Origin of the sequence: Dactylosporangium aurantiacum, from assembly GCF_000716715.1 — a bacterium.
GTDB classification, from domain to species: Bacteria; Actinomycetota; Actinomycetes; order Mycobacteriales; family Micromonosporaceae; genus Dactylosporangium; species Dactylosporangium aurantiacum.
Window position 1 is genome coordinate 1 of record NZ_JNYJ01000052.1, and the last position, 23,065, is coordinate 23,065.

A 23,065-nucleotide genomic window follows, 5' to 3' on the forward strand; every position below is an offset into this window, starting at 1 on the left:
CCGACTCAAGAGCATGCAGTACAGGCCCACCCTCGCCCTAGCCTTCCTCACCACCAGCGGGTTGAGACCACCCTGACCCTGATTCCAGAAGGTCAGTAAAGCCGGTCGGCAGTACAAGGACCGGGTCTGGGCGGTCGAGGGCTGCAACGGTATCGGCCGGCACGTTGCCCAGAGGCTCGTCGCTGACGGTGAGATCGTGCTTGACGTGCCGGCAAAGCTGTCGGCTCGGGCGCGGTTGTTCGACACCGGCCAGGGCCGCAAGACCGACCCGGCCGACGCGCACTGCGTGGCGGTCGCCGCGCTACGCGCCAGCGGCCTGCGGCAGGTGACCGTCGAGGACACAACGGTTGCCCTGAAACTGCTCGTCGACCGCCGCGACGCGCTGGGGCACGCCCGGACCGACGCGGTGAGCCGGCTGCATCACTTGCTGCTCGAGCTCGTTCCCGGCGGGGCGAAGACGTCCCTGTCCGCGCCGCAGGCCCGCGCGTTGCTCAATACCGTCCGGCCACGTGACATCGTCGGGCGCACCCGCCGCCAGCTGGCCTCGGAGCTGATCACCGAGATCGCCGTCATCGACAAGAAGATCAAAGCTGCGAACGTCCAGCTGACCGAGCTGGTCGCATCGACCGGCAGCACACTGCAGCAACTCAACGGGATCGGACCGTCCGGCGCTGCCCGACTGTTGGGCGACATCGGGGACATCGACCGGTTCGCCAGCCGCGACCACTTGGCGTCCTGGAACGGCACCGCACCCATCGACGCGTCCTCCGGCGACCAGCACCGCCACCGGCTCTCGCGGGCCGGGAACCGGCGCATCAACCGGGTCCTGCACATCATGGCCATCGTCCAGCTGCGCAACGACACCGAAGGCCGCGCCTACTACCGCCGCAAACTCGCCGCGGGCAAAACCTCCATGGAAGCCATGCGCAGCCTCAAACGCCGACTGTCCAATGTGGTTTATCAACAGATGGTCAAGGACGCACGACGCATGCGGACGGGCCCGGGAGGGCAAGCGGGAGCGACTCTGCAATCCGGCGCGGCCGGCTCAATCCCGACAGCCAGCACTTCGGAGAAGCCACATCCCGGACCCGCCGCAACCCACTCTAGAACACCCCTCCTCGCCGCCTCTTGACACAGAGGGGTGCCATGAGCGGTCACCAAGATCGCGACGCTGGGGCGGGTATTGACCCGGATGTTGCGCATCTGGTGCAGTTGAACGGGGGCGTTGAGTCGCCAGTCAGGGAAAGCGGCTTACCTTCTAGCTCGACGCTGATGCACCGCCCGACCAACCGGATTTGGACCAATGACATCTATCAACCCAGATAGGGTGCAGTTTGCGCTGAACGAGCTGGCCGATCGACTGGTGGTGCCAGCTGACTTAATCTCTGTTCATCGGGACGACCCCGCGCGAAGCCGTAGCCGCCGCTATCAAAGCATCCGGTACGGAGCTTTTCTTCTTACCTACGGGCCGTTCGAGCGCTTCTTCAATCGACTGATCGAACTGCACGGCGGGCCAAGTCAAGGTTTGTCGCTTACCACCGACAAACTGCGATCGACCTTTGAGCAGCGACTCGCGGTGCCTAACTTGACCAACTCTTGGAAGGCGCGGGTTCGAGTCGCTCCGGGCACGCATAGTCGCGACATGCGTTGGCGCTGGATCTACCTCAACGGCTCAGCTCTACGAGATTACCTGCTCGACGCCCGTCGGCTCCGCAACCTCCTCGCCCACGGCGCCGACCCGAGCGATGCGGAGAACTCATCGATGACGCTTTATGTGCGCCGCGCAGGCGGCGGCCACTCAGTGACGCTCATGTGGGCGGAAGGCTTCTTGCAAGCGGCACAGGATCTGGCATCAATAACGGCACGCCGGCTAGCTGGCGATGACATTGCTCTGCCGGACTGGCCACAGCCAGTTCGGTCCGGTGTTAGTGCCCGGCTACCGGAAGCCCCCTATCAGTAGGACCGAAAATTCGATGTGCCGCCAGTACTGGCTGCTGTGCAGTCGCACTCGATCAGTGCGTTGAAGCAACCTCCGAAACCGTTCAAGCGATCACTATTCTTCGGTGCAAATATCGGATCAGCCCTGCTGGCCGCACTGACGACTTATTGGTCACGTCGCTCAGCGCCGCGCCCTTGCGTTCATCGGATACATTGGCGGAGGGTGAAGCCGAGGAGCGCCTATGGACGTTACACCATTGATCGCCACCGCACTTGGTGGATTCTTTGTTCTCGTGGGCGATCTCACGTCACGCGTATCGTCCAGGCGACAGTCGGACCGGATGCGTGCGATCGCGCTCGAAGACGCCGAGCGTGCGCAGTTGCGCCAGATCGAACGTGACCGACAGCTAGAAATGCGACAGCGGGGTCAGCGAGCCGCAGATGCGATATTCCGACATCTGATCGAGCGAAATGTCGCATTGAGTGACGTTACTGATGAACAGGCGCGCCTATTCGCACTCGAATTCCAGCGGGTTCTCATGTTTGAGTCCGTCTACATCCTCGACGCCAATGTCCGTCGCTACCTCCAATTGAGCGGCGAAATTCTCGACATGGCTGTGGCAGGCGAATTGCATGCGAAGAGTGCGGTCTTTGCGGTCCGCTTCAATTGCTACAGATGGCTCGGAGTCGCAGTCAGGGGCGAGCATGAGATCCCTGAACCTACAGACGCATGGAAAGTGCAGATGGAGAGACTACCCGCTGCGGGTGAACGATTCCGGTCAAGGGTGCGAACAGGCGGCTTCGAACTGGAGGACACGCTCGGGCATTTCTCCGACATGCCGCCAAACTCGTGATCGCCGGTGCCGTGATCGTCACCGCGTACCTGTTCGGTGCTCGCTCATTGCCATGAGTGCGCGGCGGCCTGCTGATGACAACGACTACGCAACGTGTCTGAAGCGAGGCCTGTCCGGTCGCGCGGAGGCCCCGGCCTTGCGCCAAGCGCAGATCTCTGCCCCGGCGTTGAACGGCAGGCCACCTGGCGATCGGTCCGCGGCTGGACAGCAGGACGTACGTATCGCGCAAGCCGCCACGCTCCGACTACCGGCATACCCGGCAAAGCATTACCGGTCGCGCTGCCGCTCTTCACGTCTCCGATCGTCAGCGGGCAACGACAAGGCAAGCGCCTTGCAGGCTCGTGGGCGTTTGGTGCGGCGCCAAGGACCCGCGGACGCCGTCCTGCCGGCCCGCTCATGACGACGGCGGCCCGACCCTGTTCGGGTCGGGCCGCCGTTGGGCGTGCGGGATCAGCCGTTGAAGCGCTGCGGGCGGGTCGCGGTCGTGCCCGGGATGCGGCCCGGCTTGGTGGCGCCGGTGCCGCGCGGCTTCGCGTCGGCGGAGGCCGCGAGGGACTTCGGCTTCGTCGTCGGGACCGTGAAGGTCTCGGTGTACTGCTCGTACTTGTGCGTGCCCGGCAGCGACACCGCGTTGCCCACCGGGTTGATCAGGTTGTCCGACAGGGCCAGGTACCCGCCCAGCAGCACCCCGTACTTGATGGACGACGAGTTGTTCGACAGGTACGCGCGCGTCTGCGGGCTGAGCGAGCCGGGGGTCGACAGCAGCAGCGGGCCGCTGTTCGCGCCGATCATCGAGCCGCCGGTGAGGGCGTCGAACCAGGTGGTGGCGGTCGCGACCGCGGCGTAGCGGGGGCCGGCGAAGAAGAAGTCGGCCACGGCGATCGCCGTCTCGAACTCGGTGGCGCCGTACACCGGGTAGTAGTACCAGTCCTTGTCGTTCCAGGCCGGCAGCTGGTTGCGCTGGGCCGCGTTGATCAGCGCCCGCACGCCGGGGCCGCCGACGCCGATCATGTCGACGCTGAGCGGGTCGAGCTGGTTGAGGTAGTTCGCGGTCGCGGCCGGCATGTTGTCGCCGTTGGTGAGCACGATGACGGTGCCGGGGTTGGCGCCGGCGGCGGCGCCCGCGGCGAGGGCGTCGTAGTACTTCAGCGACGTGGCGAGGATGACCGCGGACGGGTTCGGGTCGATCGCGTTCGCCACGGCGATCGCGGTGTCGTACTCGGTCGCGCCCCACAGCCGCACCGTGGTGTAGCCGAGGGTCTTGAGCCGGTTCTCCACGTTCGCCGAGAGCGCGACGGTGCCGCCGAGCAGGTACACGGTGCCGGTGTTGCCCAGGACCCGCTTGATCTCGGCCTCGGCGGCGGCGTGCAGGCCGCTCGGCGGGGTGATGAGCAGCGGCCCCTCCTTGACGACGGCGAGCGCCGAGCCGCCGAGCGCGTCGAAGTACTGGTCGTCGCGGGACAGCACGACGGCCTTCGCGGGGGAGCGGACCCCGTCCACGACGCCCTTGTCGGCCCAGTTCCAGCGGGAGGTGGCGACCGCGGTCAGCAGCGCGTCCTGGCCCCAGACGCGGTGCACGTACTGGCCGTTGACCGGCTGGCAGGCCGGCTCGCTGCCGTTCTCGACGAGCGTCACGACCTCCTGGGTCTGCACGTCGATGCGCCGCACCGCCGAGGTCCACCCGGTGTACTGGGAGAACAGGACGGCGTCGCCCTCGGGCGTCCAGGCCGGGTCGTAGTTGTAGGTGCTGCCGCTGTTCTCGACGGTGGTCAGCTGCCACTCGTTGGCGCCGTCGCTGTCGGCGATCCAGATCTGGCTGGCGTCACCGGCGGTCCGCACGAACGCGATGCGGCCGCCGTCCGGCGAGTAGTCCGGCGCCCAGCCGTTCTCCACGATGGTGAACGGGTTGCCCTGCGAGTCCAGCCGGTTGATCTGGGCGTTCTCCCGCTGCCCGTTCGCCGAGTGCTGGTAGATGGTGTCGTTGCCCCAGGTGGTGACGTTCGTGTCGAACAGCCCGTCGTCGGGGGCGCTGAACAGCTCGGCGCCGCCGTCCCAGTTGCCGCCGGCGGCGGTGATCGCCAGCTTCGAGTACGAGGTGTAGACGACGTAGCGGCCGCCGTACGCGTACACCGGCAGCTGCACCCCGCTGTTCTGGGTGCTGAACAGCACGAGCTGGTCGGTGCCGTCGGGCCGGACCGAGATCGGGCTGGTGCCGTTGGAATACAGGTAGCGGCTGCCGTCCGGCGCCCAGTCACCCGGCCCGGGCGCGGCCGACGCGACGAGGCGGCGCTGGCCGGTGCCGTCGGCGTTGGCGACCCACACCTCGTTCCCGCGCCGGAACGAGATCAGCCCGGTCTGCCCCGGCTGGCTGGCGCGCGCCGCCTGCCCGGTGGCGAACACGGCGGTGGGCGCCGCGGCCACCGCGGTGGCGGCGACAGCACCCTTGATGGCGGCACGGCGCGAGAGCGCGAACGACACGATGGTCTTCCTCCCCGAAGAGATCACCCGAACGGTGATCACGGGCAGTGTAGGGGCGCGGCCAGGGCCGCCGCAGTCCCGGTCCGGTACGGCGCCCCGGGCGGCCCTGAATATGCGTGCTTATCGGGCGCGGTGCCGGTAGTGGTGCATGACGAGCACAACGGTGCAGGTCAGGGTGATCAGCCCGAATCCGACGCCGACCAGGGCGTTGCCGCCGGTGGTGTTCACCGTCGCGTTCGCCGCGGCGCTGACGACGAGCAGCGCCCACAGCACGGGGCGGAGCAGCCCGCCATGGTCGTCGCGGTCCGGCGTGCTGCTGCGGGTCTCGGACGGAGTGATGCGGTACCTGTCGGTCATGCCGGCAACGCTATGCATCCGCCCGGTCTCCGGCGATCCAGCCAGCGAGCCGACCCTGGTACAGCAGGCTGTACCTTTCCGCCCGCAACGGGCCGCGACCGGCTGGTTTCGCCTATCGTCACTGCCGGGGAGGTGGGCATGCCGGGCAGCGAGACAGTGGGGGACACCGGTCGGGGCCGGCGGTACCTGCGGCACCGCACCCGGCTGACCGTCGACGCCCTCGAGCACCTGGTCGGTGGCCTCGGCACCGCCGTCCTCGCCCTGGGCGCGGCGCTGCTGCTGGTCGTGGTCGCGGCCGCCTGCCTCGCCGGCATCGGGCTGCTGATGGTGCCGTCGGCGCTGCGGCTGGTGCGCGCGGCCGCCGACCGGGAGCGGGCCCGGCTGTCCCGGTGGGAGACCGCCCTGCCGCTGCCGCCGCCAATCCCCGCCGGCCTGCGCGACGCGCTGCGCGAGCCGTGGGTGCGCCGCGACACCGCGTTCGTCGCCGTGCACGGCACCGCCGGGTTCTGCGTCGGCCTGCTCGGCGTGTCGCTGCCGCTCAGCGCCGTGCAGTATCTGCTGTTCCCGCTGTACTGGTGGCTGCTGCCGCCGGACGCGGGCGGCCCCGGCCTCGTGTACTGGCGCATCGACGGGCTGCTCGGCGCGTTCGCGGTCTTCCTCATCGGCGTCGGCTGGCTCGCCGTGTCCGTCGCGCTCGTGCCCAGGCTGGCCCGCCTGCAGGCGGCGCCGGGCCGGCGGCTGCTGGCGCCGCCGCGGGACGTCGACGTGTCGCTGCGCATCGCCGAGCTCACCGCCACCCGCGCCGCCGCGCTGGACGCGCACGCCGTGGAGCTGCGCCGCATCGAACGGTCCCTGCACGACGGGGCGCAGAACCGGCTCGTCGCGGTCACCGTGCTGCTCGGCGCCGCCCGGCGCGCCCTGGCCCGGGACCCGGCCGTGGCGGGGGAGATCCTGGACCGGGCGCACGACGCCGCCGAGCTCGCCCTCGCCGAGCTGCGCACCGTCGTGCGTGGGATCCTGCCGCCGGTGCTGGACGACCGGGGTCTCGCGGGCGCCCTCGACGGTCTCGCCGCCGGCTGCGGCGTGCCGTGCACGGTCGAGGTCGACGTGCCGGGCCGGTGTGCGGCGTCGGTCGAGGCGACGGCGTACTTCGTCGTCGCGGAGGCGCTCACGAACGTGGCCCGGCACAGTGGCGCCGCCACCGCCGCCGTCACCGTGCGCCGCGACGGCGACCGGTTGCACGTGCGCGTCGCCGACGACGGCCGCGGCGGCGCCGACGAGGGCCAGGGTTCCGGCATCGGCGGCATCCGCCGGCGGGTCGAGGCCCACGACGGCCGGTTCACCCTGACCAGCCCACCCGGTGGGCCGACGACGATACTCGTGGAGCTGCCGTGCGGATCGTGATCGCCGAGGACGACGCCCTGCTGCGGGAGGGCCTTGCGCTGCTGCTGCGTGCCGAGTCGCTCGACGTGGTGGCCACCACCGACGCGCCGGCGCCGTTCCTGGCCGCCGTGGACGAGCACCGCCCGGACGTCGCGATCGTCGACGTGCGCATGCCGCCGACGCACACCGACGAGGGCATCGTCGCCGCCGTCGAGGCCCGCCGCCGCCACCCGGACCTCGCGGTGCTGGTGCTGTCGGCGTACGTGGAGCAGGCGTTCGCCACCGACCTGCTGGCCGGCGGCGCGCAGGGCCTCGGCTACCTGCTGAAGGAGCGGGTCGGGCGGGTCGAGGAGTTCCTGGCCGCGCTGCACCGCGTCGCGGACGGCGGCACGGCCGTCGACCCGGAGGTGGTCGGCCAGCTGCTGGCCCGCAGCCGCCCCGACAGCACGCTGAGCCGGCTCAGCCCCCGCGAGCGTGACGTGCTCGCCCTCATGGCCGAAGGGCTCGGCAACACGGCGGTCGCGGAGCGGCTGTTCGTCACCGAGGGCGCCGTGCACAAGCACATCCGCAGCATCTTCGCCAAGCTCGACCTGGCGCCGGACGACCGCGCCGACCGGCGGGTGACAGCGGTCCTGCGCTACCTGGAGGATACTCAGCGCCGCAGGTAGCGGTTTCGCCCCCGGAGCTCTGGAGCAGCGATGCGGTTCGTCGAAGGTGTGGTGTTCCTGTTGGTGCAGGCGGTCGGCGGTGCCCTGTTCGGCTACGCCGTGGCGGCGGTCGGGATGCGGCGCCGGCCGACGCCGCAACGGATCTGGGGCACGCTCGGCGCGCTGCCGAGGGCCCAGTTCGCGGCGTACTTCGGGGTGCTCGGCCTCGCCTGGCTCACCGCGGTGTGGCTGATCTGGTTCTTGCGGGGCGAGCGGTACACGGTGCCGGTCGCCGGCGCGCTCGGCGTGGTCGTGGTCGTGCTCGTCGCCGGCTGGATCGCCGCGGTGCTGCGCGACCGGAGCCGGCGCCGGGCGATCTGACCCAGGGCTGGTACAGCCTGCTGTACCACGGTCGGCCCGTACGCTGCATCGACCGTGCCCCGCCGCCGCCATAGCGTTCTCCGTGTCAGGGAAACCCTGCTCAGACACGGAAACGAGGTTCTTCCCATGCCCGTCCATGTTGGACAGTCCGCCGAGGCGGCGGTCCGCGTCGAACGGCTCACCCGCACGTACGGCACCGGGCCGCAGGCGGTGACCGCGCTCGCCGGCGTCGACGTGACGTTCCACGCCGGCACGTTCACGGCGGTGATGGGGCCGTCCGGCTCGGGCAAGAGCACGCTGCTGCAGACCGCCGCGGGCCTGGACCGTGCCACGTCCGGGCGGGTGTGGGTCGGCGGCACCGAGCTGACCGGGCTGTCGGAGACGAGGCTGACGAAGCTGCGCCGCGACAGGATCGGCTTCGTCTTCCAGGCGTTCAACCTCGTCGCCGCGCTCACCGTGGAGGACAACATCGTGCTGCCGTCGCGGCTGTCCGGCGGGCGGCCCGACCACGCGTGGCTGCACCACGTCATCGAACGGGTCGGGCTGCGGGAACGCCTGCACCACCGGCCGTCCGCGCTGTCCGGCGGGCAGCAGCAACGGGTCGCGATCGCCCGGGCCCTCGCCACCCGCCCGGACGTCATCTTCTGCGACGAGCCGACCGGCGCGCTGGACACCGAGACCGCGGCGGACGTGCTGACCCTGCTGCGTGCCGCGGTCGACGAGCACCGGCAGACGGTCGTCATGGTGACGCACGACCCGGTCGCCGCCTCGTACGCCGACCGGGTCCTGGTGCTCGCCGACGGGCGGATCGTGCGGGACCTGCCGCAGCCCGGCGCGGACCGCATCGCCGAGCAGCTCGCCTCGCTGGGCCGCCGCCGGGCGGAGGTGGCGGCATGACCGGCCCGCAGCGGAGCGAGGAGCTGGTCATCATGGGCGCAGTTTCGAGGTCAGGGCGGCGCCGGAGCGCAGCGGAGGTGACGGCATGACCGGCCCGCAGCGGAGCGAGGAGCTGGTCATCATGGGCGCAGTGGTTGGGTCAGGCCGGCGCCGGAGCGCAGCGGAGGTGACGGCATGACCGGCTTTGCGCTGCGGATGCTGCGGCACCGGCCCGGGTCGGCGCTCGCCACGTTCCTCGCCCTCGCCGCCGGTGTCATGATCCTCGTGGCGATGGGCGGACTCGTCGAGTCGGGGCTGCGGCACCGGCAGGCACCGGTCCGGTACGCCGCCGCCGACGTCGTGGTCGCGCACCGGGACATCACCGTCAGCGTCAAGGAGTTCGACGGTGAGGTCACCCGGTCGTCGGTACGGCTGCCCGAAGGCGGCACCGTCCCGGCCGGGCTGGCCGACCGGATCCGCGCGCTGCCCGGCGTCGCGACCGTCGCCGCCGACGACCCGGTGCCGGTCGTGCTGCCCGCCACGTCGGCGGCGGTCACCGGCCACGGCTGGTCCAGCGCCGCCCTGGCGCCGTACCGGACCGTCGCGGGTGCCGCGCCCGCCGGTGACCTGGAGGTCGCCGTGGACCGGCGGCTCGGGCTCACCCCAGGCCAGGACGTGCGGCTGCTCGTCGCCGGCACTGCCCGCACGTACCGGGTGAGCGGCGTCGTGGACGGGCCGGCGGCCGCGGTGTTCTTCACCGACGCGCACGCCGCGACCCTGTCGGCGCACCCGGGCCGGGTCGCCGCCGTCGGGGTCGTCGCGGCCCCCGGCACCGACGTCGCCGCCCTCGCCGCCACGGTCCGCGCCGCGGCCGGCGACGCCGACGTGTACACCGGCGCGGACCGTGGCCTGGTCGAGGAGTCCGACGAGCTGGGCGCGCGGGACCTGCTGGTCCAGGCCGGCGCCGCGTTCGGCGGCTACGTGGTGCTGCTGATCGGGTTCGTCGTCGCGGCCACCGTCGGGCTGTCCGTGCGGCACCGCCGCCGCGATTTGGCGCTGCTGCGCGCCGTCGCCGCGACCCCCGCCCAGGTCCGCCGCATGATCATGGCGGAGGCGCTGCTGGTGAGCCTCGCCGCGGCCGCCGCCGGCGTCCCCGCCGGGATCCTCGCCACCCGGTGGGTGCGCGACCAGCTCGTCGGCCGCGGGTTCGTGCCCGCCGGGTTCCCGATCTCGCCGGGCCTGGTCGCGCCGGTCGCGGCCGTCGCGGTCACCACGCTCGTGGCGGTGCTGTCGGCGCTCGTCGCCGCGCGGCGGGTCACCGCGATCCGTCCCGTCGAGGCGCTCGGCGAGGTCGCCGTCGAGCCGCCGCGCAGCGGTAGGGTCCGCCTCGTCAGCGGCCTCGTCGCCGCCGCCGGCGCCGTGTCGTCCGGCACGGTCACGGCCGGCGCCGGCGGGCAGGCCGCGCTGGCCGGGGCGGTCGGCATGCTGTACCTGTTCGTGACCGCGGTCGGCCTGCTCGCGCCGTGGATCAACCGGACCGCCGCGACCGTGCTCGCGCCGGTGCTGCGCACCGTGTGGGGTGTCAGCGGCTACCTGGCGACCGCGAACCTGCGGGCGAACGCCCGCGGCATGGCCGCCGTGCTCACCGCGCTGGTGCTGTCCGTCGGCCTCGGCGGATCCGTGTGGTTCCTGCAGGACAACCTGGAGCGGCAGACCGTGGCGCAGCACCGCGACGGCCTCCTCGCCCAGCACGCCCTGGTCTCCCCGGCCGGGCTGCCGCCCGGCGCGGTCGAGGACGCCCGCCGGACCCCGGGCGTGCGGACCGCCACCGCGGTGCGGCGAACCGCCGTCGTCGTGCGGTCCCTCGACGGCGCCGAGACCGTCGGCGCGCAGGCGGTCGACACCACCGACCTGGGGTCCACGATGGACCTGCGGGTCCGCGACGGCGACCTGGCGGACCTGGCGGCCGGCACCCTCGCCGCGTCGTCGGTGCGGGCGTCCACGCACGGCTGGCACGTCGGTGACCCGGTCGAGTGCTGGCTCGGCGACGGTACCCCGGTGCGCCTGACCCTCGTCGCGATCTACGACCGGGGCCTCGGCTTCGGCGACATCACCCTGACCCGGGACACGGTCGCCGGCCACACCGCCCGGGACCTCGACGACGAGATCCTCATCCGCGCGGACGCCACCGCGGACCTGCCGGCGCTCGCCGCCCGGCACCCCGGCAGCGCGGTCGTCGCCACCGGCGGCCTCACCCGCGGCCTCGCCGCCGACCTCGCCGTCAGCGCCTGGCTCAACCGGCTGCTCGTCGGCGTGATGGTGGGCTACGCCGCGCTCGCCGCCGCCAACACGATGGTCATCGCGGCCCTCGCCCGGCGCCGGGAGCTGGCCGTCCTGCGCCTCGCCGGTGTCACCCGCCGCCAGGCCAGGCGCATGGTCCACGCCGAACAGGCCGGCCTGCTCGGCGTCGCGGTCCTGCTGGGCGCCGCGGTCGCGCTGGTGACCCTGGCGATGGTGGTCAGGTCGGTGACCGGCGAGCCGGTGCCGTACGTGCCGCCGCTGGGCGGCGCCGCCGTCCTGGGCGGGGCGGCGCTGCTTGCCCTGCTCACCACGGTGCTGCCGATCGGCCGGCTGCTGCGCGTGCCGCCGGTCGAACACATCGGGGTCAAGGAGTAGGCCGCTGCCGACCCGGCACCGGCGCCACCGGGGTGCCCCGGACCTGGGTCCGGGGCACCCCGCTCATGCGTCGACGGCGAACATGCCCTCGGGGATGCCGGCGATGTGCATCTCGCGCCAGATGGAGCGCCACGCCGGCAGCTCGTGGTAGCGGCGCAGGGCGGCGGCGCCGCTGAGCCAGCCGGCCCAGCCCGGGTACGGCGGGTGCTCGGGGTCGAAGCCGCTGTGCATCACGGTGAGCCGGGTCTTGCCCTCGGTGCCTTCCAGCTCCCAGCGTTCGGTCATGCCGTCGGCGAACTCGATCGTCGCCGTGCGGCCCGGCTCGAACTCGACGAACTTGGCGCCGCCGGGGTTCAGGTCGAAGCCGCCCATCGCGAAGCGGCCGCCCGCGTACGGCTCGATGTCGATGTTGACGCCGGACCAGCGGCGGAAGTGCTCCGCGTGGGTCATCGAGTCGAACACCGCGTCGGGTGCCGCGTCGATGACGATCGACGCGCGCAGCTCCCGCGACGTGTAGTCGCACCGCGGGGTCAGCGGGCGGCCGGCGAGGAAGTCGGCGAGGTTGGCGATCGACAGCGTCCAGAACGTCTGCAGCTCGCCGCGGGCGCCGGCCCGGTCGGACAGGATCTCCTCGAAGGTCGGCAGGTCGGTCTGGCTCAGCGTGACGAGCGTGCCGTCCTCGTCCTCGTCCAGCTCGAACTGGGTCGTGGTGTCCACGCCGTCGACGGTCCAGGCGAGCCGGATGGTGCGCTCGTCGGCGTGCAGCACCCGCTGGTGCGGCTCGGCGCCGTCCGGCGTGTAGCGGCCCCAGAACTGGTACGTGCCGGGCAGGTCGACCTCGGCGTGCTCGGCCAGCCAGACGCGCAGCGCGGCGGGGTCGGTGAGCGCCTCGTACGTGACCTTCAACGGCGCCGGGACAACCGCGCGCAGGCGCAGGTCAAACTCGGTCATCGGGATCTCCCTTCGGGTAGCAGGCGACGGTCAGGCGGAAGGCGTCGCCTTCGGCGCCGCCGTACCGGGTGAACAGCTCCTGCAGCGTCTGCTGCAGCTCGTCGAGAAACGCCTTGCGCTGGTCCGGATGGACCCGGATGTCGCCGGACACACCGATCGACGGCAGGTCGGGCCGGGTGAGGTCGAGCGCGGCGATGTCCGCCTGCACGTCCTCCATCAGGTCGACCAGGTGGCCGAGGCTGAGCCGGTCGCGGGCCTGCCGCAGGCCGATCCGACCCACCAGGCTCGGCGAGAGCCAGTACGACCGGCCCTCCGCCTGGTAGATCCCCTCGTGGATGCCGCGCACCCGGCGCTCGGCGACCTGCCGCACCAGGCCGGCCTCCAGCATGCGTTTCACGTGGTAGTAGACCCGCTGCGGGGTCTGGTCGAGCTCGACCGCCACCTCGGTGCATGACCGGGGCTCGGCGAGCTGCCGCAGCACTTCGATGCGCTGCGGCTTGAGCAGGGCCTCAGCCTGCTCGATCTGGTCGAGGTAGACGACGTCTCTCATGGCGAAAACCAGTCTTTACGTAAAACAAATTTTTGTCAATCGCTCCACCGGGGCCGGTCCGGCGGGGCCCGCCCGCCTCGACCCGGGCCGGCAGGCGCTGCTCGCCCTGGCTCACCTCCGCAACGGCGACGGGCGAAACTCCGCTGTTGCCCACGCCGAGCCACCACGATCGCGCAGCGATCCTCGCGCCGCACCACGGGGAGACCGGGCCCTACCCACGATGAAATGGCTCGATGATCCGGATAGGGCGGACACCGCACAAACCGCCAGACGCGCGCCAGCCGCCGCCCACACGACCTCGTCGACGCAGCGGCCAGGGATTGCCCGACTCTGCGATGACCTTGTCCGCGGCCTCGCGCGTTGCGGCTACACACTTGAGTAATCGCCCTCCATCATCCAGCAACGCATTTTCGCCGATCAATCAATTGATTGAATAGATTAGATCCCTATTCGTCATTCACGGGGAGGCGAGATGGCGTTGCTCCGGGCTGCCCAGAAGGCGGCAACGGCAAGGAATCTCCTGACGGCCAGCATGGCAGTACTGACGCTACTCGGGGGTTCACTGGCGGCACCCGCTGCGGCGGCCGCGGCAGTCGGCAGGTCGCCGGCGCAGGCACCGAGCGCACCGGCGCCGGGTGAGGCGACCATGAAGCTGGTCGGCTTTGACGAAGCGGCCGCCAAGGCCAACGGCCTGGAGATCGTGACGCTGCCGGACGGGGCTCAGGCAGCGGTGCCGGCCGCGAAGGCCGCCGCGGCCCGGGCGGGCACCTACCGGCCCACGAAGGGCGTGTTGCCGGCGAAGTCGGCGAGCACCGACTACGCCGAGATCACCGGCGACTGCGGCACGTCGTGGGTCGATCTCACCCCGACCGGCTACGCCTGGGCGGTCCTGACGTCGGGTGTTCGACTGCATCCGGAGGCAGGCTCGCCGTGGGACGTCCATTGGACCATCGAGATCAAGGACAGGGGCGGTCGCTCGGCGCCCTACTTCGATGAGTACGACGGCTTCACCGGCTCGTTCTCGTGGACGATGTACGGCGTCGACGTGCACCTGACGGTCGGGCCCGCTACAGCGCAGGTCACGTACGGCAGCTTCATCATCACCTCCGATGCCTGGGTCTGCTATTCCTACGGACCCAAAACGTCAACGAACATCTATTGATGTGGAGCGCGATCCGGGCACCGCTGGACGTCGGTGCCCGGATCGCGCCGCGATGGCAGAATGAACCAGGCACGTAGGGAGGCGCGGGCGATGCGTTTTGACGAGTTCCGCAACGCGAGTGACCTGCACGCAGCCCAGACCGAACGGATCAGGCAGGCGCTCGAAGGCAGCGACCTGGGGGTCGTCGCGGTGTCCGAGGCGACCCGCCCCGCTGAGCCGCAGTTCGGTGGCCTGCATCGAGGCAATGGAGCGGTGCTGGGCGTGGAGATCGTCCACGACGCTGACAACGTCCGGGTCGTGGTGGACACCGCGCGGCAGTTCGGGAACCGGCCGCTGCGGTGGATGGTGGAGCATCAGTTGCGCCGGGCCGGTGAGCGGTTCTCCACCCAGGACTGGAGCGAGGGTGACGCCACGGTGATCGTCGACGGTGCGCCGGTCGCGGGCCGGATCGTTCGGGCCGGGCAGCGGTGGTGGGCCGCCCGTTGTCGACTGGGTGACCTGGAGATCAGTGTCGGCGCCCAGGACTGGCACCCCGACGTCATCGCCGTGGAGACCGTCGCCGACGTGGTGGCGATGCTGGCCCGACTCCAGCCACCGGCTCCCCGCGGCAGCGCGGGGGCGCCCAGGCCGGCGGGCGAACCCGGGACGGCCGGCGAGCCCGTCCCGGATCAGCTGCGCCGAGAACCGCACCGGGCGCTCGTGGACATGGTTCTCGCGGCCACGGCGGAGCACGCCGCGTGGCTCGCCGACGGTGGCGTGCTGCCCGACCTGCCGCGGCACTGGGGGACCCTGTGGCACGCCGCAGTGCGCCGCCACATCGAACTGACCGACGAGCCGGAGCCGGCCGCCGAGGAGTCGGTGCGTCGCATCGTGGACGAGCTGGCCAACCTGCACCGCAACGCGGTCTGGTTCCGGGAGAGCCCGGCACTGCGCGAGCGGGCGATCGACGAGACCCTGCTGCACGGCACGGGCCTGAGCCACGCCGTGCCCAGCCGACCCGCTCACCTCGCCTGGCGACAGCTGCGCAACAGCGCCGAGCAGGACCCGCAGGCCTACCACACCGTCCACGAAGGTTGGCTCGCTGCGTGGGCCGACTGGGCAGGAGGTCAGGAGGCGCGGCCGCACACCGGCCACTGATCGTTCCGCTTCACCAGCGGGAACGTGTGCCGCTCGGTGAAGGCCGCTGTCAACGTCAGCACGAGGACGCCATCGGCGATTGCCGACCCACGGCGTCAGGGCAGGGCCGGCGTCGCGGCATTCCCAGCGGATGCGGAGCCGTCTCATGCCGTGGTACCAGGCGATGGTCCGGCATTCCGCCTGGGTCGGCATCACCTCAGCCGAGTTCGGCTGGGCGTCCGCCGGCGACCACTGTTCCGGCTTGCAGAACCCGACCCGCAGCGGCGTCTCGGGGCAGCACCGGCGCGCCGACCAGCGGCGTACTGCCGGCGGTCTTTCCGGAAGCCCGCGCCGCCCGCCCAACGGCTGTGGGTCGCCGGGACGGCCGCGGCACTGTCCGCCGGCAGAGGGAAGCCGCCACGGCCAACGCCACCGCTGCACGCTGACAGAGGTGCCGGCTCGTTTCAAGGGCGTCGCGGTTCCGCTCGGCGATTGCCGCATGACTGAGCCGCGATCGTGGGTTCACATCGCCGGTATGTCCACCCACCCGGGTCACGTAACCACCGCGAGGCGGGCTGAGACCGTTCCGGAACGTTGGCGGCCGCTGAACCGCGAGGCGGCACGGACATCCGCACTGTGGCCGATCTACCCGGTCCAGGTCCGACTGGTTGGCCGCACCTGACTTCATGCGGTCCGCCAAGAGGGCAGTGGCCCCGGCGGGGCGGGTGGAGACGTCGCCGTTACGGAGGTGCGCGAGAGCGAGCAGCGCCTGCCGGGCCGGGTCGAGGTGCCGCCATCGGATCAATGCCCGGTCGACCGCTGTCCTACCTGCAGCCTCGCCCTCATCGATCCCCGCGCCTGGCACACCCGCCCCGAGCTGCCAGACCAGCTTGAACATGGCTCATTCTTTCGAAACCCGGAATGTGTTATCCCGAGCCGTTCGATTTGGTCGTGGAAATACGGAAGCGAAACATTTCCGAAAAGTCTTGCTCGGGTCGGACATGCGGGAGAGTATCGGCGCTCACAAATGGGTTCATCGATGATCGGAAGGGGGAGACGAAGGTGCCCGCAGAACCTTCGACCCGCCGCGGCGGGACCCGGCGGAGCAGATCGTCCCTCGTCACAGCGTTGACCGCGGGTGTGGTCGGGGTGGTGGCGGTCGCGGTGGCGGCGGTGATGATGCCGTCGGCGGACGCGGCGAGCACCCTGGCCGACAACCCGTACCAGCGAGGACCGGACCCCACCGTGGCCAGCGTCGCCGCCGCGTACGGCACGTTCGCCACCGCGCAGCTGACCGTCCCGCCCGGCAACGGCTTCAACGGCGGTTCCATCTACTACCCGACCGACACCAGCCAGACCTACGGCGCGGTCGCGATCGTGCCCGGGTACACGGCGCGGTTCGCCGACGAGGAGGCGTGGATGGGGCCGCGGCTGGCCTCGTTCGGGTTCGTCGTGATCGGCGTGGAGACCAACAGCCGCAACGACTTCGACACCGCCCGCGGCACCCAGCTGCTCGCCGCGCTGGACTACCTCACCAACTCCAGCGCGGTGCGTGACCGGGTCGACCGCAACCGCCTCGCGGTCATCGGCCACTCGATGGGCGGCGGTGGCGCGCTCGTCGCGGCCGACCAGCGCCCGTCGCTGAAGGCCGCGATCGGGCTCGCGCCGTACAAGCCGTCGGGCAACCTCGCCAACAACCGGGTGCCGACGCTGATCCTGAGCGGGCAGAACGACACCGTGGTCACCCCGTCCTACCTCGACGGGCTGTACCCGACGCTGCCGGCGGCGACGCCGGGCGCCTACATCCTGCTGTCCGGCGCCGACCACCTGTTCTTCACCCGGCCGAACGACATCGAGATGCGCAGCCAGATCCCGTGGCTGAAGACGTTCGTGGACAACGACACCCGTTACAGCCAGTTCCTGTGCCCGACGCTGAAGGACACCACCAGCGTCGCCCGGTCCACGGCGAAATGCTCGCTCATCCCGTCCGGCGGCAACCCGTCCACCCCGCCCTCGTCGTCATCGCCGTCGCCGTCGTCGCCTGCCTCCTCCTCGCCCCCGCCGTCCGGCGCGAAGCACATCGTCGGCGCGCAGTCGGGTCGGTGCGTCGACGTGCCGAACTCCTCGCGCACCAACGGCACCCGCGTGCAGCTGTACGACTGTCACAGCGGGACGAACCAGCAGTGGACGTACACGTCGAGCCGGCAGCTGACCGTGTACGGCAGCATGTGCCTGGACGCCGCCGGCTCCGGCAACGGCGCGGCGGTGCAGATCTACAGCTGCAACGGCCAGCCAGCGCCGCCTGGTCGTCGCCGGCCCACGCGACGTGCCCGTCGGGCCGCAGCAGCACCGCCGGCGCGGCGACCTGCGCACCCGCGCGGGTGCTGTCGACCCGGCCGGCCCAGCCGCCCACCGACAGCCGCCCGGTCCCGTCCAGCAGCAACCCCCGGCCGGTGCGCAGCAGCTCGTACAGCCGACCCTGCGGCAGCGGCAGGTCACGCAGCCGCCGCCCGACCAGCGGATGGCCGTCGCCGAGGTCGTACCGGACGCCGATCGCGGTGATCTTCTCCACGAGGTACCGGTTGACGTCGTCGAACGCGATCAGCTGCGCCAGCAACCGCCGCACCGCCTGCGGCCCGGGGTCGGTGCTCGTCAGCTGCATCTGCGCCCGCGTGTTGCTCAGCACGTCGGCGGCGACCGGATGCCGCTCCGTCTCGTAGCTGTCCAGCAGGCCGTCCGGTGCCCACCCGCCGACCGCCGCCGCCAGCTTCCAGCCCAGGTTGAACGCGTCCTGCAGGCCGAGGTTCAGCCCCTGCCCGCCCATCGGCGGATGGACGTGCGCGGCGTCCCCGGCCAGCAGCACCCGGCCGACCCGGTAGCGCTCAGCCTGGCGGGTCGCGTCGCCGAACCGGGACAGCCAGCGCGGCGAGTGCGCGCCGAAGTCCGTGCCGGCGAACCTGCGCAGCTGCCGCCGGAACTCCTCGAACGTGGGCGGCGCCGACCGGTCCTCGGCCACGCCGTCGGCGGGGACGACCGCCCGGAACACGCCAGGCTTGTCCGACGGCCCGATCCCGAACCGCTTCTCGGTCTCGCGCACCCGCGCCGTCACCGCGGCGACGACCTCGGGGGCCGCGGTCACCTCCAGCTCGGCCAGCAGCGTGTCCACTGTCGACGGTTCCCCCGGGAACCCGACGCCGAGCAGCTTGCGCACCGTGCTGCGGCCGCCGTCGCAGCCGACGACGTAGCGGGCCCGTACCGTGTCATCTGCGATGTGGACGGTCACGCCGTCGCCGTCCTGCGCCAGCCCCACCACCGCACACCCGCGCCGGACCTCGGCACCGGCGCCGGCCGCGTGCTCGGCGAGCAGCCGGTCGGTGAGCGTCTGCGGGATGCCGAGCACGTACCCGTGCGCCGTGTCCAGCCCGGCCGGCGCCGGCGCGTCGATACCGGCGAAGAACCCCCGGATCGGATGCTGCCGGCCGTGCTGCAGGAACCGCTCCAGCAGCCCCCGCTGGTCGAGGATCTCGATGCTGCGCACGTGCAGCCCGAGCGACCGCACGAACGGCGGCGGCGCGGCGTCCTTCTCCACCACCAGCACGCCGACACCGCGCAGCCGCAGCTCCGCGGCGAGCATCATGCCGGTCGGCCCACCACCGACGATGATCACGTCGAACATGCGTCCCCCTTTTCGCGTCCGGCCGACGATTGTGCGCCACGACCGGTGTCTTGCCGCAAGAGCGGGGGTGCGGTATACGTTAAGAGTGGCAAGGAGTGCTTCTCCTTGCCGTTCGTGTTTTCGGGGCCGGAGCTACTCCTCGCCACTCCGGCTGGCCGGGCCGGTGTGCAGCGCCCGGATCCGCGCGGCACGGTCGGCGTCCGCTCGGGCCTCGCGGTGGTTGCCGAGCCTGTCGAGCAGCCCGGCCCGCACGTCGAGCGCCAGCGCGAGCGGCGACGAGGGCACCCCGTCGTTGACGGCCCGCTCCTGCCACCCGTCGACCACCTCGTCGACGAGCCGCAGCGCGCGGGCCGGCTGCCGGGCCCGTTGCCACCCGCGGGCCTCGGCGAGCACGGTGTCGAGCAGGGCCGGCGTCGGCGCGGCCGCCGAGTTCTTGACCGAGCGTGAGGTCGAGGGCGGCGGAGTTCGAGCGGGCGCACGCGGGGTAGCAAGGAAAGCGCGGCTCCTCGCCGGCCAGTAACGGTCGAGACAGCGGGCGCCCTCCGCGTTCCAAGTGTGCAGAGTGTTTCCGTAGGGGCCAGAAAAGTTGCTGGGCGCCACCCGGAAGGCGGCCAGCCCGATCGACCGCCACGCCGGGACAACCTGGTCCCGGTCGTCAGCGGCGGGAGCGGCCCGCCCCTCGGTTTCAGGCGGGGGTGACCGCCACCGGGAGCTTCGTCGGGGCCAGCATCACCCACGGGTTGCGGAACACCGCCGCACCGGTGTCGACGGTGATCGTGCGGTACCGGCGCAGCAGCAGCTCCATCGCGATCCGCGCCTCCAGGCGGGCCAGCGGCGCGCCGATGCAGAAGTGGATGCCGTGCCCGAACGTCAGGTGCGGGTTCGGGCTGCGCCCGATGTCGAAGCGGGCCGGGTCGGCGAAGACCCGGGGGTCGCGGTTGGCGGCGGCGAGCCAGGCGACGACGACGTCACCGGCCGGCACGGTCATCCCGCCGACGGTGGTGTCGGTGGTGGCCCGCCGCGCCAGGCGCGGGAACGGGGTGCGCAGGCGCAGCACCTCCTCGATCGCGTCCGGCAGCAGGCCCGGGTCGGCCCGCAGCCGCGCGGCGGCGTCGGGGTGCCGGTCGAGGGTGGCGACCGTGTTGCCCAGGGTCGCCGTCGTGGTGATGTGCCCGGCGAGCAGCAGCAGCCCGACGAAGCCGATGATCTCCTCGTCGTCGAGGCGTTCGCCGTCGGCCTCCGCGTGGACCAGGCCGCTGGTGAGGTCGTCGCCGGGGGCCGCGCGCCGCGCCCGGACGTGCCGCAGCAGGTACTCGTTCATCTCCCGCAGCACCGGTGCGATCGTGCGGACCGCGTCGTCGTCCATCATCCGCGCGAGGGGCTCGTCCGGGCCCGCCTGCGGCCGCTCGAACAGCGCGTCGGCCCAGCGGCGGAACACCGTCCGGTCCGCGGCCGGGATGCCGAGCAGCTCGGCGATGACGATCACGGGCAGCGGGTAGGCCAGGTCGTCGATCAGGTCGAACCGCCCCGCGTCGGCGACCTCGTCGAGCAGCTCCCCGGTGACCGTGGTGATCCGCGGGGCCAGGCCGGCCACGACCCGCGGGGTGAACGCCCGGCTCACCAGCCTGCGCAGCGTGTCGTGCCGGGGCGGGTCCAGCTGGACGAAGTTGCCGCGCCGGAACAGCTCCAGATCGTCCTGGCGGGGCAGCAGGTCACCCAGGTCGGAGGAGAACCGTTGCGGGTCGCCGAGGACCGCGGTGACCTCGGGGTGGCCGAGCACCAGCCAGGCGCGTTGCCGCTCGTCGTAGTGCACGACGCCGGTGCGGCGCGCGTCCTCCAGCCAGGTGAACAGGTCCGGCAGGGTGCGGGTCGTCATCGCCGATCACTCCCTCAGGGGTCGCCGGCGGCGGGCTACCCGCCGGGCGGGTTCCCAAACGATCGCCGTGTCACCGCGCCGGCATCGGGTAGTCGCTGCCGGGCCGACGACTGACAGGACGGTGTGACGATGGTGCTGCACAAGGTTCTCCCACCTCGGCGGCGGCAGGGCGCGGACGGCAACCCGTTCGCGACGGTCGCCAACCCGGCGCTGGACCAGCGGGTGACCGCGCCCCGCGACGCCCTGGCCGAGGACCCTGTACCGGCGGACGCCGCCTACCAGCTCGTGCACGACGAGCTGATGCTCGACGGCAACGCCCGGCTGAACCTCGCCACGTTCGTGACGACCTGGATGGAGCCGCAGGCGACCCGCCTCATGGCCGAATGCGTCGACAAGAACATGATCGACAAGGACGAGTACCCGCAGACCGCCGAGTTCGAGCGGCGCTGCGTCAGCATCCTCGCCGACCTGTGGCACGCCCCGGACCCGGCCGACGTCATCGGCTGCTCGACCACCGGCTCCAGCGAGGCGTGCATGCTCGCCGGGCTGGCCCTGAAGCGGCGCTGGTCGGCCCGGCGGCCCGGCGCCGGCCGGCCGAACCTGGTGATGGGCATCAACGTGCAGGTCTGCTGGGACAAGTTCTGCAACTACTGGGAGGTCGAGCCGCGCCTGGTGCCGATGGACGGCGACCGGCTGCACCTCACCGCGCAGGAGGCGGTCGCCCACTGCGACGAGAACACCATCGGCGTCGTCGCGGTCCTCGGCTCCACGTTCGACGGCAGCTACGAACCGGTCGCCGAGATCGCCGCCGCGCTCGACGACCTGCAGCGGCGCACCGGCTGGGACATCCCGGTGCACGTCGACGGCGCCTCCGGGGCGATGATCGCGCCGTTCCTGGACCCGGACCTGCAGTGGGACTTCCGCCTGGACCGGGTCGCGTCGATCAACACCTCCGGCCACAAGTACGGCCTGGTGTACCCGGGCGTCGGCTGGGTGCTGTGGCGGCACCGCGACGCCCTGCCGGAGGACCTCGTCTTCAACGTCAACTATCTCGGCGGGAGCATGCCGACGTTCGCGCTGAACTTCTCCCGCCCCGGCGCCGAGGTCGTCGCCCAGTACTACACGTTCTTCCGCCTCGGCCGCGCCGGCTTCCGCGCCGTGCAGCAGGCGTCCCGCGACGTGGCGCTGCACCTGTCGGCGGGCATCGCGGCCACCGGCCTGTTCCGGCTGCTGAGCCGCGGCGACCAGCTGCCGGTGTTCGCGTTCACCACGGCCCCCGACGTCGAGGCGTTCAACGTGTTCGACGTGTCCCGGCGGCTGCGCGAGCGCGGCTGGCTGGTGCCCGCGTACACCTTCCCGGCCAACCGCACCGACCTGGCCGTGCTGCGCGTCGTGGTCCGCAACGGCTTCACCCGCGACCTGGCCGACCTGCTCCTGGCCGACCTGCACCGGCTGCTGCCGGAGCTGCAGGCCCAGCCCGGCCCGCTGCACACCGCCTGCGACGCCACCGGTTTCCACCACTGAGCGGGACGGGGACCGTCGGCCCGGCCGGGCATGACATCGCGCTGGCGATCCTGCTGGTCGAGCTCGTCTGGTCGAGGTCGTCGCGTTCGGGGTGCCCGTGTCCACGGTGCTGTGGCGTACGCCGGCGGGTGGCGCACCCCGACGGTGCTGCCCGCCGGGATGCGGCTCAGCGGCGCCGGCCGGTCGATGCGGGAGGCGGTCTTGACCGGCGCTCGGGGCGCCCAACCGCGCTGCACCCAGTAGGCGTCGAACGCCTCGAACGTGGTGACCTCGAGCATGGTGAGCCATTTTGCGAGCGCCGGCATAGCCGTAGACGCCAGGGGTGAGCATCCGCACCGGGAAGCCATGTTCGGGTTGATTGCGGCGTGCTCGTTGCCGGCCTCGTCCTGCCGGGCTGGGCGATGCGGGCGGCCGTCACGCGCCGGCTGGGGGACTGGCCGCATACTCTCGTCCCGCCGGCGCTGCTGGTGATGCTGCCGGTCGGAATCGCCGCCGGTGGGCACTGGCAGAATCCATGGGAGACGTCATCGTGCCGGGCTCTGGTGGCCGTCGTCGCGCACCTGACTGTCGCGCTGCTGATCCGCCCAGGCCGAGCAGGGCCGATGGCTGACGAAATCGCT

General features: G+C 71.8%; 17 protein-coding genes and 4 pseudogenes. 12 read left to right on the forward strand and 9 right to left on the reverse strand.

Features of this window, described 5'->3' with window-relative positions; translation table 11 throughout:
• Nucleotides 1-115 precede the first annotated feature (115 nt).
• The 3 genes and pseudogenes from OP18_RS41410 to OP18_RS58100 form a co-directional block, all read left to right on the forward strand.
• A pseudogene (locus OP18_RS41410) lies at nt 116-1,132 on the forward strand (IS110 family RNA-guided transposase); the annotation flags it as partial.
• A gap of 195 nt (nt 1,133-1,327) precedes the next feature.
• Entirely contained in the window at nt 1,328-1,960 is a 633-nt protein-coding gene (locus OP18_RS58095; protein ID WP_156090148.1) for a hypothetical protein, read from the forward strand.
• Nucleotides 1,961-2,180: 220 nt separating this feature from the next.
• Nucleotides 2,181-2,792, forward strand: coding sequence for a hypothetical protein (locus OP18_RS58100; RefSeq protein WP_156090149.1), 612 nt, complete (start codon nt 2,181-2,183; stop codon nt 2,790-2,792).
• A 450-nt stretch (nt 2,793-3,242) separates the two neighbouring features.
• Here the strand turns inward: OP18_RS58100 and OP18_RS41415 are convergent, their stop codons facing one another.
• Both OP18_RS41415 and OP18_RS41420 read right to left on the reverse strand, forming a co-directional pair.
• On the reverse strand, nt 3,243-5,270 hold the full coding sequence (locus tag OP18_RS41415) for a cell wall-binding repeat-containing protein (RefSeq protein ID WP_033364696.1): 2,028 nt from the start codon (nt 5,268-5,270) through the stop codon (nt 3,243-3,245).
• Nucleotides 5,271-5,390: 120 nt separating this feature from the next.
• Nucleotides 5,391-5,627 (reverse strand): hypothetical protein, encoded by a 237-nt coding sequence (locus tag OP18_RS41420; protein WP_033364697.1) that lies wholly within the window; start codon nt 5,625-5,627, stop codon nt 5,391-5,393.
• Nucleotides 5,628-5,765: 138 nt separating this feature from the next.
• Between OP18_RS41420 and OP18_RS41425 the strand changes: the two genes are divergently transcribed.
• The 5 genes from OP18_RS41425 (at nt 5,766) to OP18_RS41445 (ending at nt 11,590) form a co-directional block, all read left to right on the forward strand.
• Nucleotides 5,766-7,031 carry a sensor histidine kinase gene (locus tag OP18_RS41425; protein ID WP_052388134.1) on the forward strand — a complete coding sequence of 422 codons (1,266 nt, stop codon included), beginning with the start codon at nt 5,766-5,768 and terminating at the stop codon, nt 7,029-7,031.
• The gene (locus OP18_RS41430; protein WP_033364700.1) at nt 7,019-7,678 is read left to right on the forward strand and encodes a response regulator transcription factor; all 660 of its coding nucleotides are present in this window, start codon (nt 7,019-7,021) and stop codon (nt 7,676-7,678) included. The genes OP18_RS41425 and OP18_RS41430 overlap by 13 nt, the downstream gene beginning before the upstream one ends.
• A gap of 30 nt (nt 7,679-7,708) precedes the next feature.
• Nucleotides 7,709-8,038, forward strand: a complete 330-nt coding sequence (locus OP18_RS41435; RefSeq protein WP_033364701.1) for a hypothetical protein — start codon at nt 7,709-7,711, stop codon at nt 8,036-8,038.
• Nucleotides 8,039-8,164: 126 nt separating this feature from the next.
• Nucleotides 8,165-8,935, forward strand: coding sequence for an ABC transporter ATP-binding protein (locus tag OP18_RS41440; protein WP_033364702.1), 771 nt, complete (start codon nt 8,165-8,167; stop codon nt 8,933-8,935).
• A gap of 174 nt (nt 8,936-9,109) precedes the next feature.
• Nucleotides 9,110-11,590: an FtsX-like permease family protein gene (locus OP18_RS41445; protein WP_033364703.1), complete on the forward strand. Its 2,481-nt coding sequence runs from the start codon at nt 9,110-9,112 to the stop codon at nt 11,588-11,590.
• A 63-nt stretch (nt 11,591-11,653) separates the two neighbouring features.
• Here the strand turns inward: OP18_RS41445 and OP18_RS41450 are convergent, their stop codons facing one another.
• Nucleotides 11,654-12,541, reverse strand: coding sequence for an SRPBCC family protein (locus OP18_RS41450; protein WP_033364705.1), 888 nt, complete (start codon nt 12,539-12,541; stop codon nt 11,654-11,656).
• Nucleotides 12,528-13,091: an ArsR/SmtB family transcription factor gene (locus OP18_RS41455; RefSeq protein ID WP_033364706.1), complete on the reverse strand. Its 564-nt coding sequence runs from the start codon at nt 13,089-13,091 to the stop codon at nt 12,528-12,530. Before OP18_RS41455 ends, OP18_RS41450 begins: the two co-directional genes overlap by 14 nt.
• A 646-nt stretch (nt 13,092-13,737) precedes the next feature.
• Between OP18_RS41455 and OP18_RS41460 the strand changes: the two genes are divergently transcribed.
• Both OP18_RS41460 and OP18_RS41465 read left to right on the forward strand, forming a co-directional pair.
• Nucleotides 13,738-14,253 (forward strand): hypothetical protein, encoded by a 516-nt coding sequence (locus OP18_RS41460; RefSeq protein WP_033364707.1) that lies wholly within the window; start codon nt 13,738-13,740, stop codon nt 14,251-14,253.
• A 90-nt stretch (nt 14,254-14,343) separates the two neighbouring features.
• The gene (locus OP18_RS41465) at nt 14,344-15,390 is read left to right on the forward strand and encodes a collagen-like protein (protein ID WP_033364708.1); all 1,047 of its coding nucleotides are present in this window, start codon (nt 14,344-14,346) and stop codon (nt 15,388-15,390) included.
• Between the two features lie 691 nt (nt 15,391-16,081).
• On the opposite strand, the pseudogene OP18_RS58105 reads toward OP18_RS41465, so the two are convergent.
• Together OP18_RS58105 and OP18_RS62125 are read right to left on the reverse strand one after the other, a co-directional pair.
• Nucleotides 16,082-16,168, reverse strand: a pseudogene (locus OP18_RS58105) (IS5/IS1182 family transposase); the annotation flags it as partial.
• Between the two features lie 127 nt (nt 16,169-16,295).
• Entirely contained in the window at nt 16,296-16,688 is a 393-nt protein-coding gene (locus OP18_RS62125) for a hypothetical protein (protein ID WP_281179574.1), read from the reverse strand.
• On the opposite strand from OP18_RS62125, the pseudogene OP18_RS62895 reads away from it, so the two are divergent.
• Nucleotides 16,615-17,601, forward strand: a pseudogene (locus OP18_RS62895) (poly(ethylene terephthalate) hydrolase family protein); the annotation flags it as partial. The gene OP18_RS62125 and the pseudogene OP18_RS62895 overlap by 74 nt on opposite strands.
• A 61-nt stretch (nt 17,602-17,662) precedes the next feature.
• On the opposite strand, the pseudogene rox reads toward OP18_RS62895, so the two are convergent.
• From rox to OP18_RS41490, 3 genes and pseudogenes are all read right to left on the reverse strand, one after another.
• Nucleotides 17,663-19,045: pseudogene (rox, locus tag OP18_RS41480) on the reverse strand (rifampin monooxygenase); the annotation flags it as partial.
• A 132-nt stretch (nt 19,046-19,177) separates the two neighbouring features.
• Nucleotides 19,178-19,438 carry a hypothetical protein gene (locus OP18_RS41485; RefSeq protein ID WP_033364711.1) on the reverse strand — a complete coding sequence of 87 codons (261 nt, stop codon included), beginning with the start codon at nt 19,436-19,438 and terminating at the stop codon, nt 19,178-19,180.
• 292 nt (nt 19,439-19,730) lie between these two features.
• Nucleotides 19,731-20,921 (reverse strand): cytochrome P450, encoded by a 1,191-nt coding sequence (locus OP18_RS41490; protein WP_052388117.1) that lies wholly within the window; start codon nt 20,919-20,921, stop codon nt 19,731-19,733.
• A 129-nt stretch (nt 20,922-21,050) separates the two neighbouring features.
• Here OP18_RS41490 and gad point away from each other — a divergent pair, with 129 nt between their 5' ends.
• On the forward strand, nt 21,051-22,445 hold the full coding sequence (gad, locus tag OP18_RS41495) for a glutamate decarboxylase (RefSeq protein ID WP_033364742.1): 1,395 nt from the start codon (nt 21,051-21,053) through the stop codon (nt 22,443-22,445).
• The last annotated feature ends 620 nt before the right edge of the window (nt 22,446-23,065 follow it).

Excerpts from the sequence above, each read along its gene's own strand:
- OP18_RS58100 (WP_156090149.1), top strand. The coding sequence starts at position 2,181 with ATGGACGTTACACCATTGATCGCCACCGCACTTGGTGGATTCTTTGTT.
- OP18_RS41420 (WP_033364697.1), bottom strand. The coding sequence starts at position 5,627 with ATGACCGACAGGTACCGCATCACTCCGTCCGAGACCCGCAGCAGCACG.
- OP18_RS41425 (WP_052388134.1), top strand. The coding sequence starts at position 5,766 with ATGCCGGGCAGCGAGACAGTGGGGGACACCGGTCGGGGCCGGCGGTAC.
- OP18_RS41435 (WP_033364701.1), top strand. The coding sequence starts at position 7,709 with ATGCGGTTCGTCGAAGGTGTGGTGTTCCTGTTGGTGCAGGCGGTCGGC.
- OP18_RS41440 (WP_033364702.1), top strand. The coding sequence starts at position 8,165 with ATGCCCGTCCATGTTGGACAGTCCGCCGAGGCGGCGGTCCGCGTCGAA.
- OP18_RS41445 (WP_033364703.1), top strand. The coding sequence starts at position 9,110 with ATGACCGGCTTTGCGCTGCGGATGCTGCGGCACCGGCCCGGGTCGGCG.
- OP18_RS41450 (WP_033364705.1), bottom strand. The coding sequence starts at position 12,541 with ATGACCGAGTTTGACCTGCGCCTGCGCGCGGTTGTCCCGGCGCCGTTG.
- OP18_RS41455 (WP_033364706.1), bottom strand. The coding sequence starts at position 13,091 with ATGAGAGACGTCGTCTACCTCGACCAGATCGAGCAGGCTGAGGCCCTG.
- OP18_RS41460 (WP_033364707.1), top strand. The coding sequence starts at position 13,738 with ATGAAGCTGGTCGGCTTTGACGAAGCGGCCGCCAAGGCCAACGGCCTG.
- OP18_RS41465 (WP_033364708.1), top strand. The coding sequence starts at position 14,344 with ATGCGTTTTGACGAGTTCCGCAACGCGAGTGACCTGCACGCAGCCCAG.
- OP18_RS41490 (WP_052388117.1), bottom strand. The coding sequence starts at position 20,921 with ATGACGACCCGCACCCTGCCGGACCTGTTCACCTGGCTGGAGGACGCG.
- gad (WP_033364742.1), top strand. The coding sequence starts at position 21,051 with ATGGTGCTGCACAAGGTTCTCCCACCTCGGCGGCGGCAGGGCGCGGAC.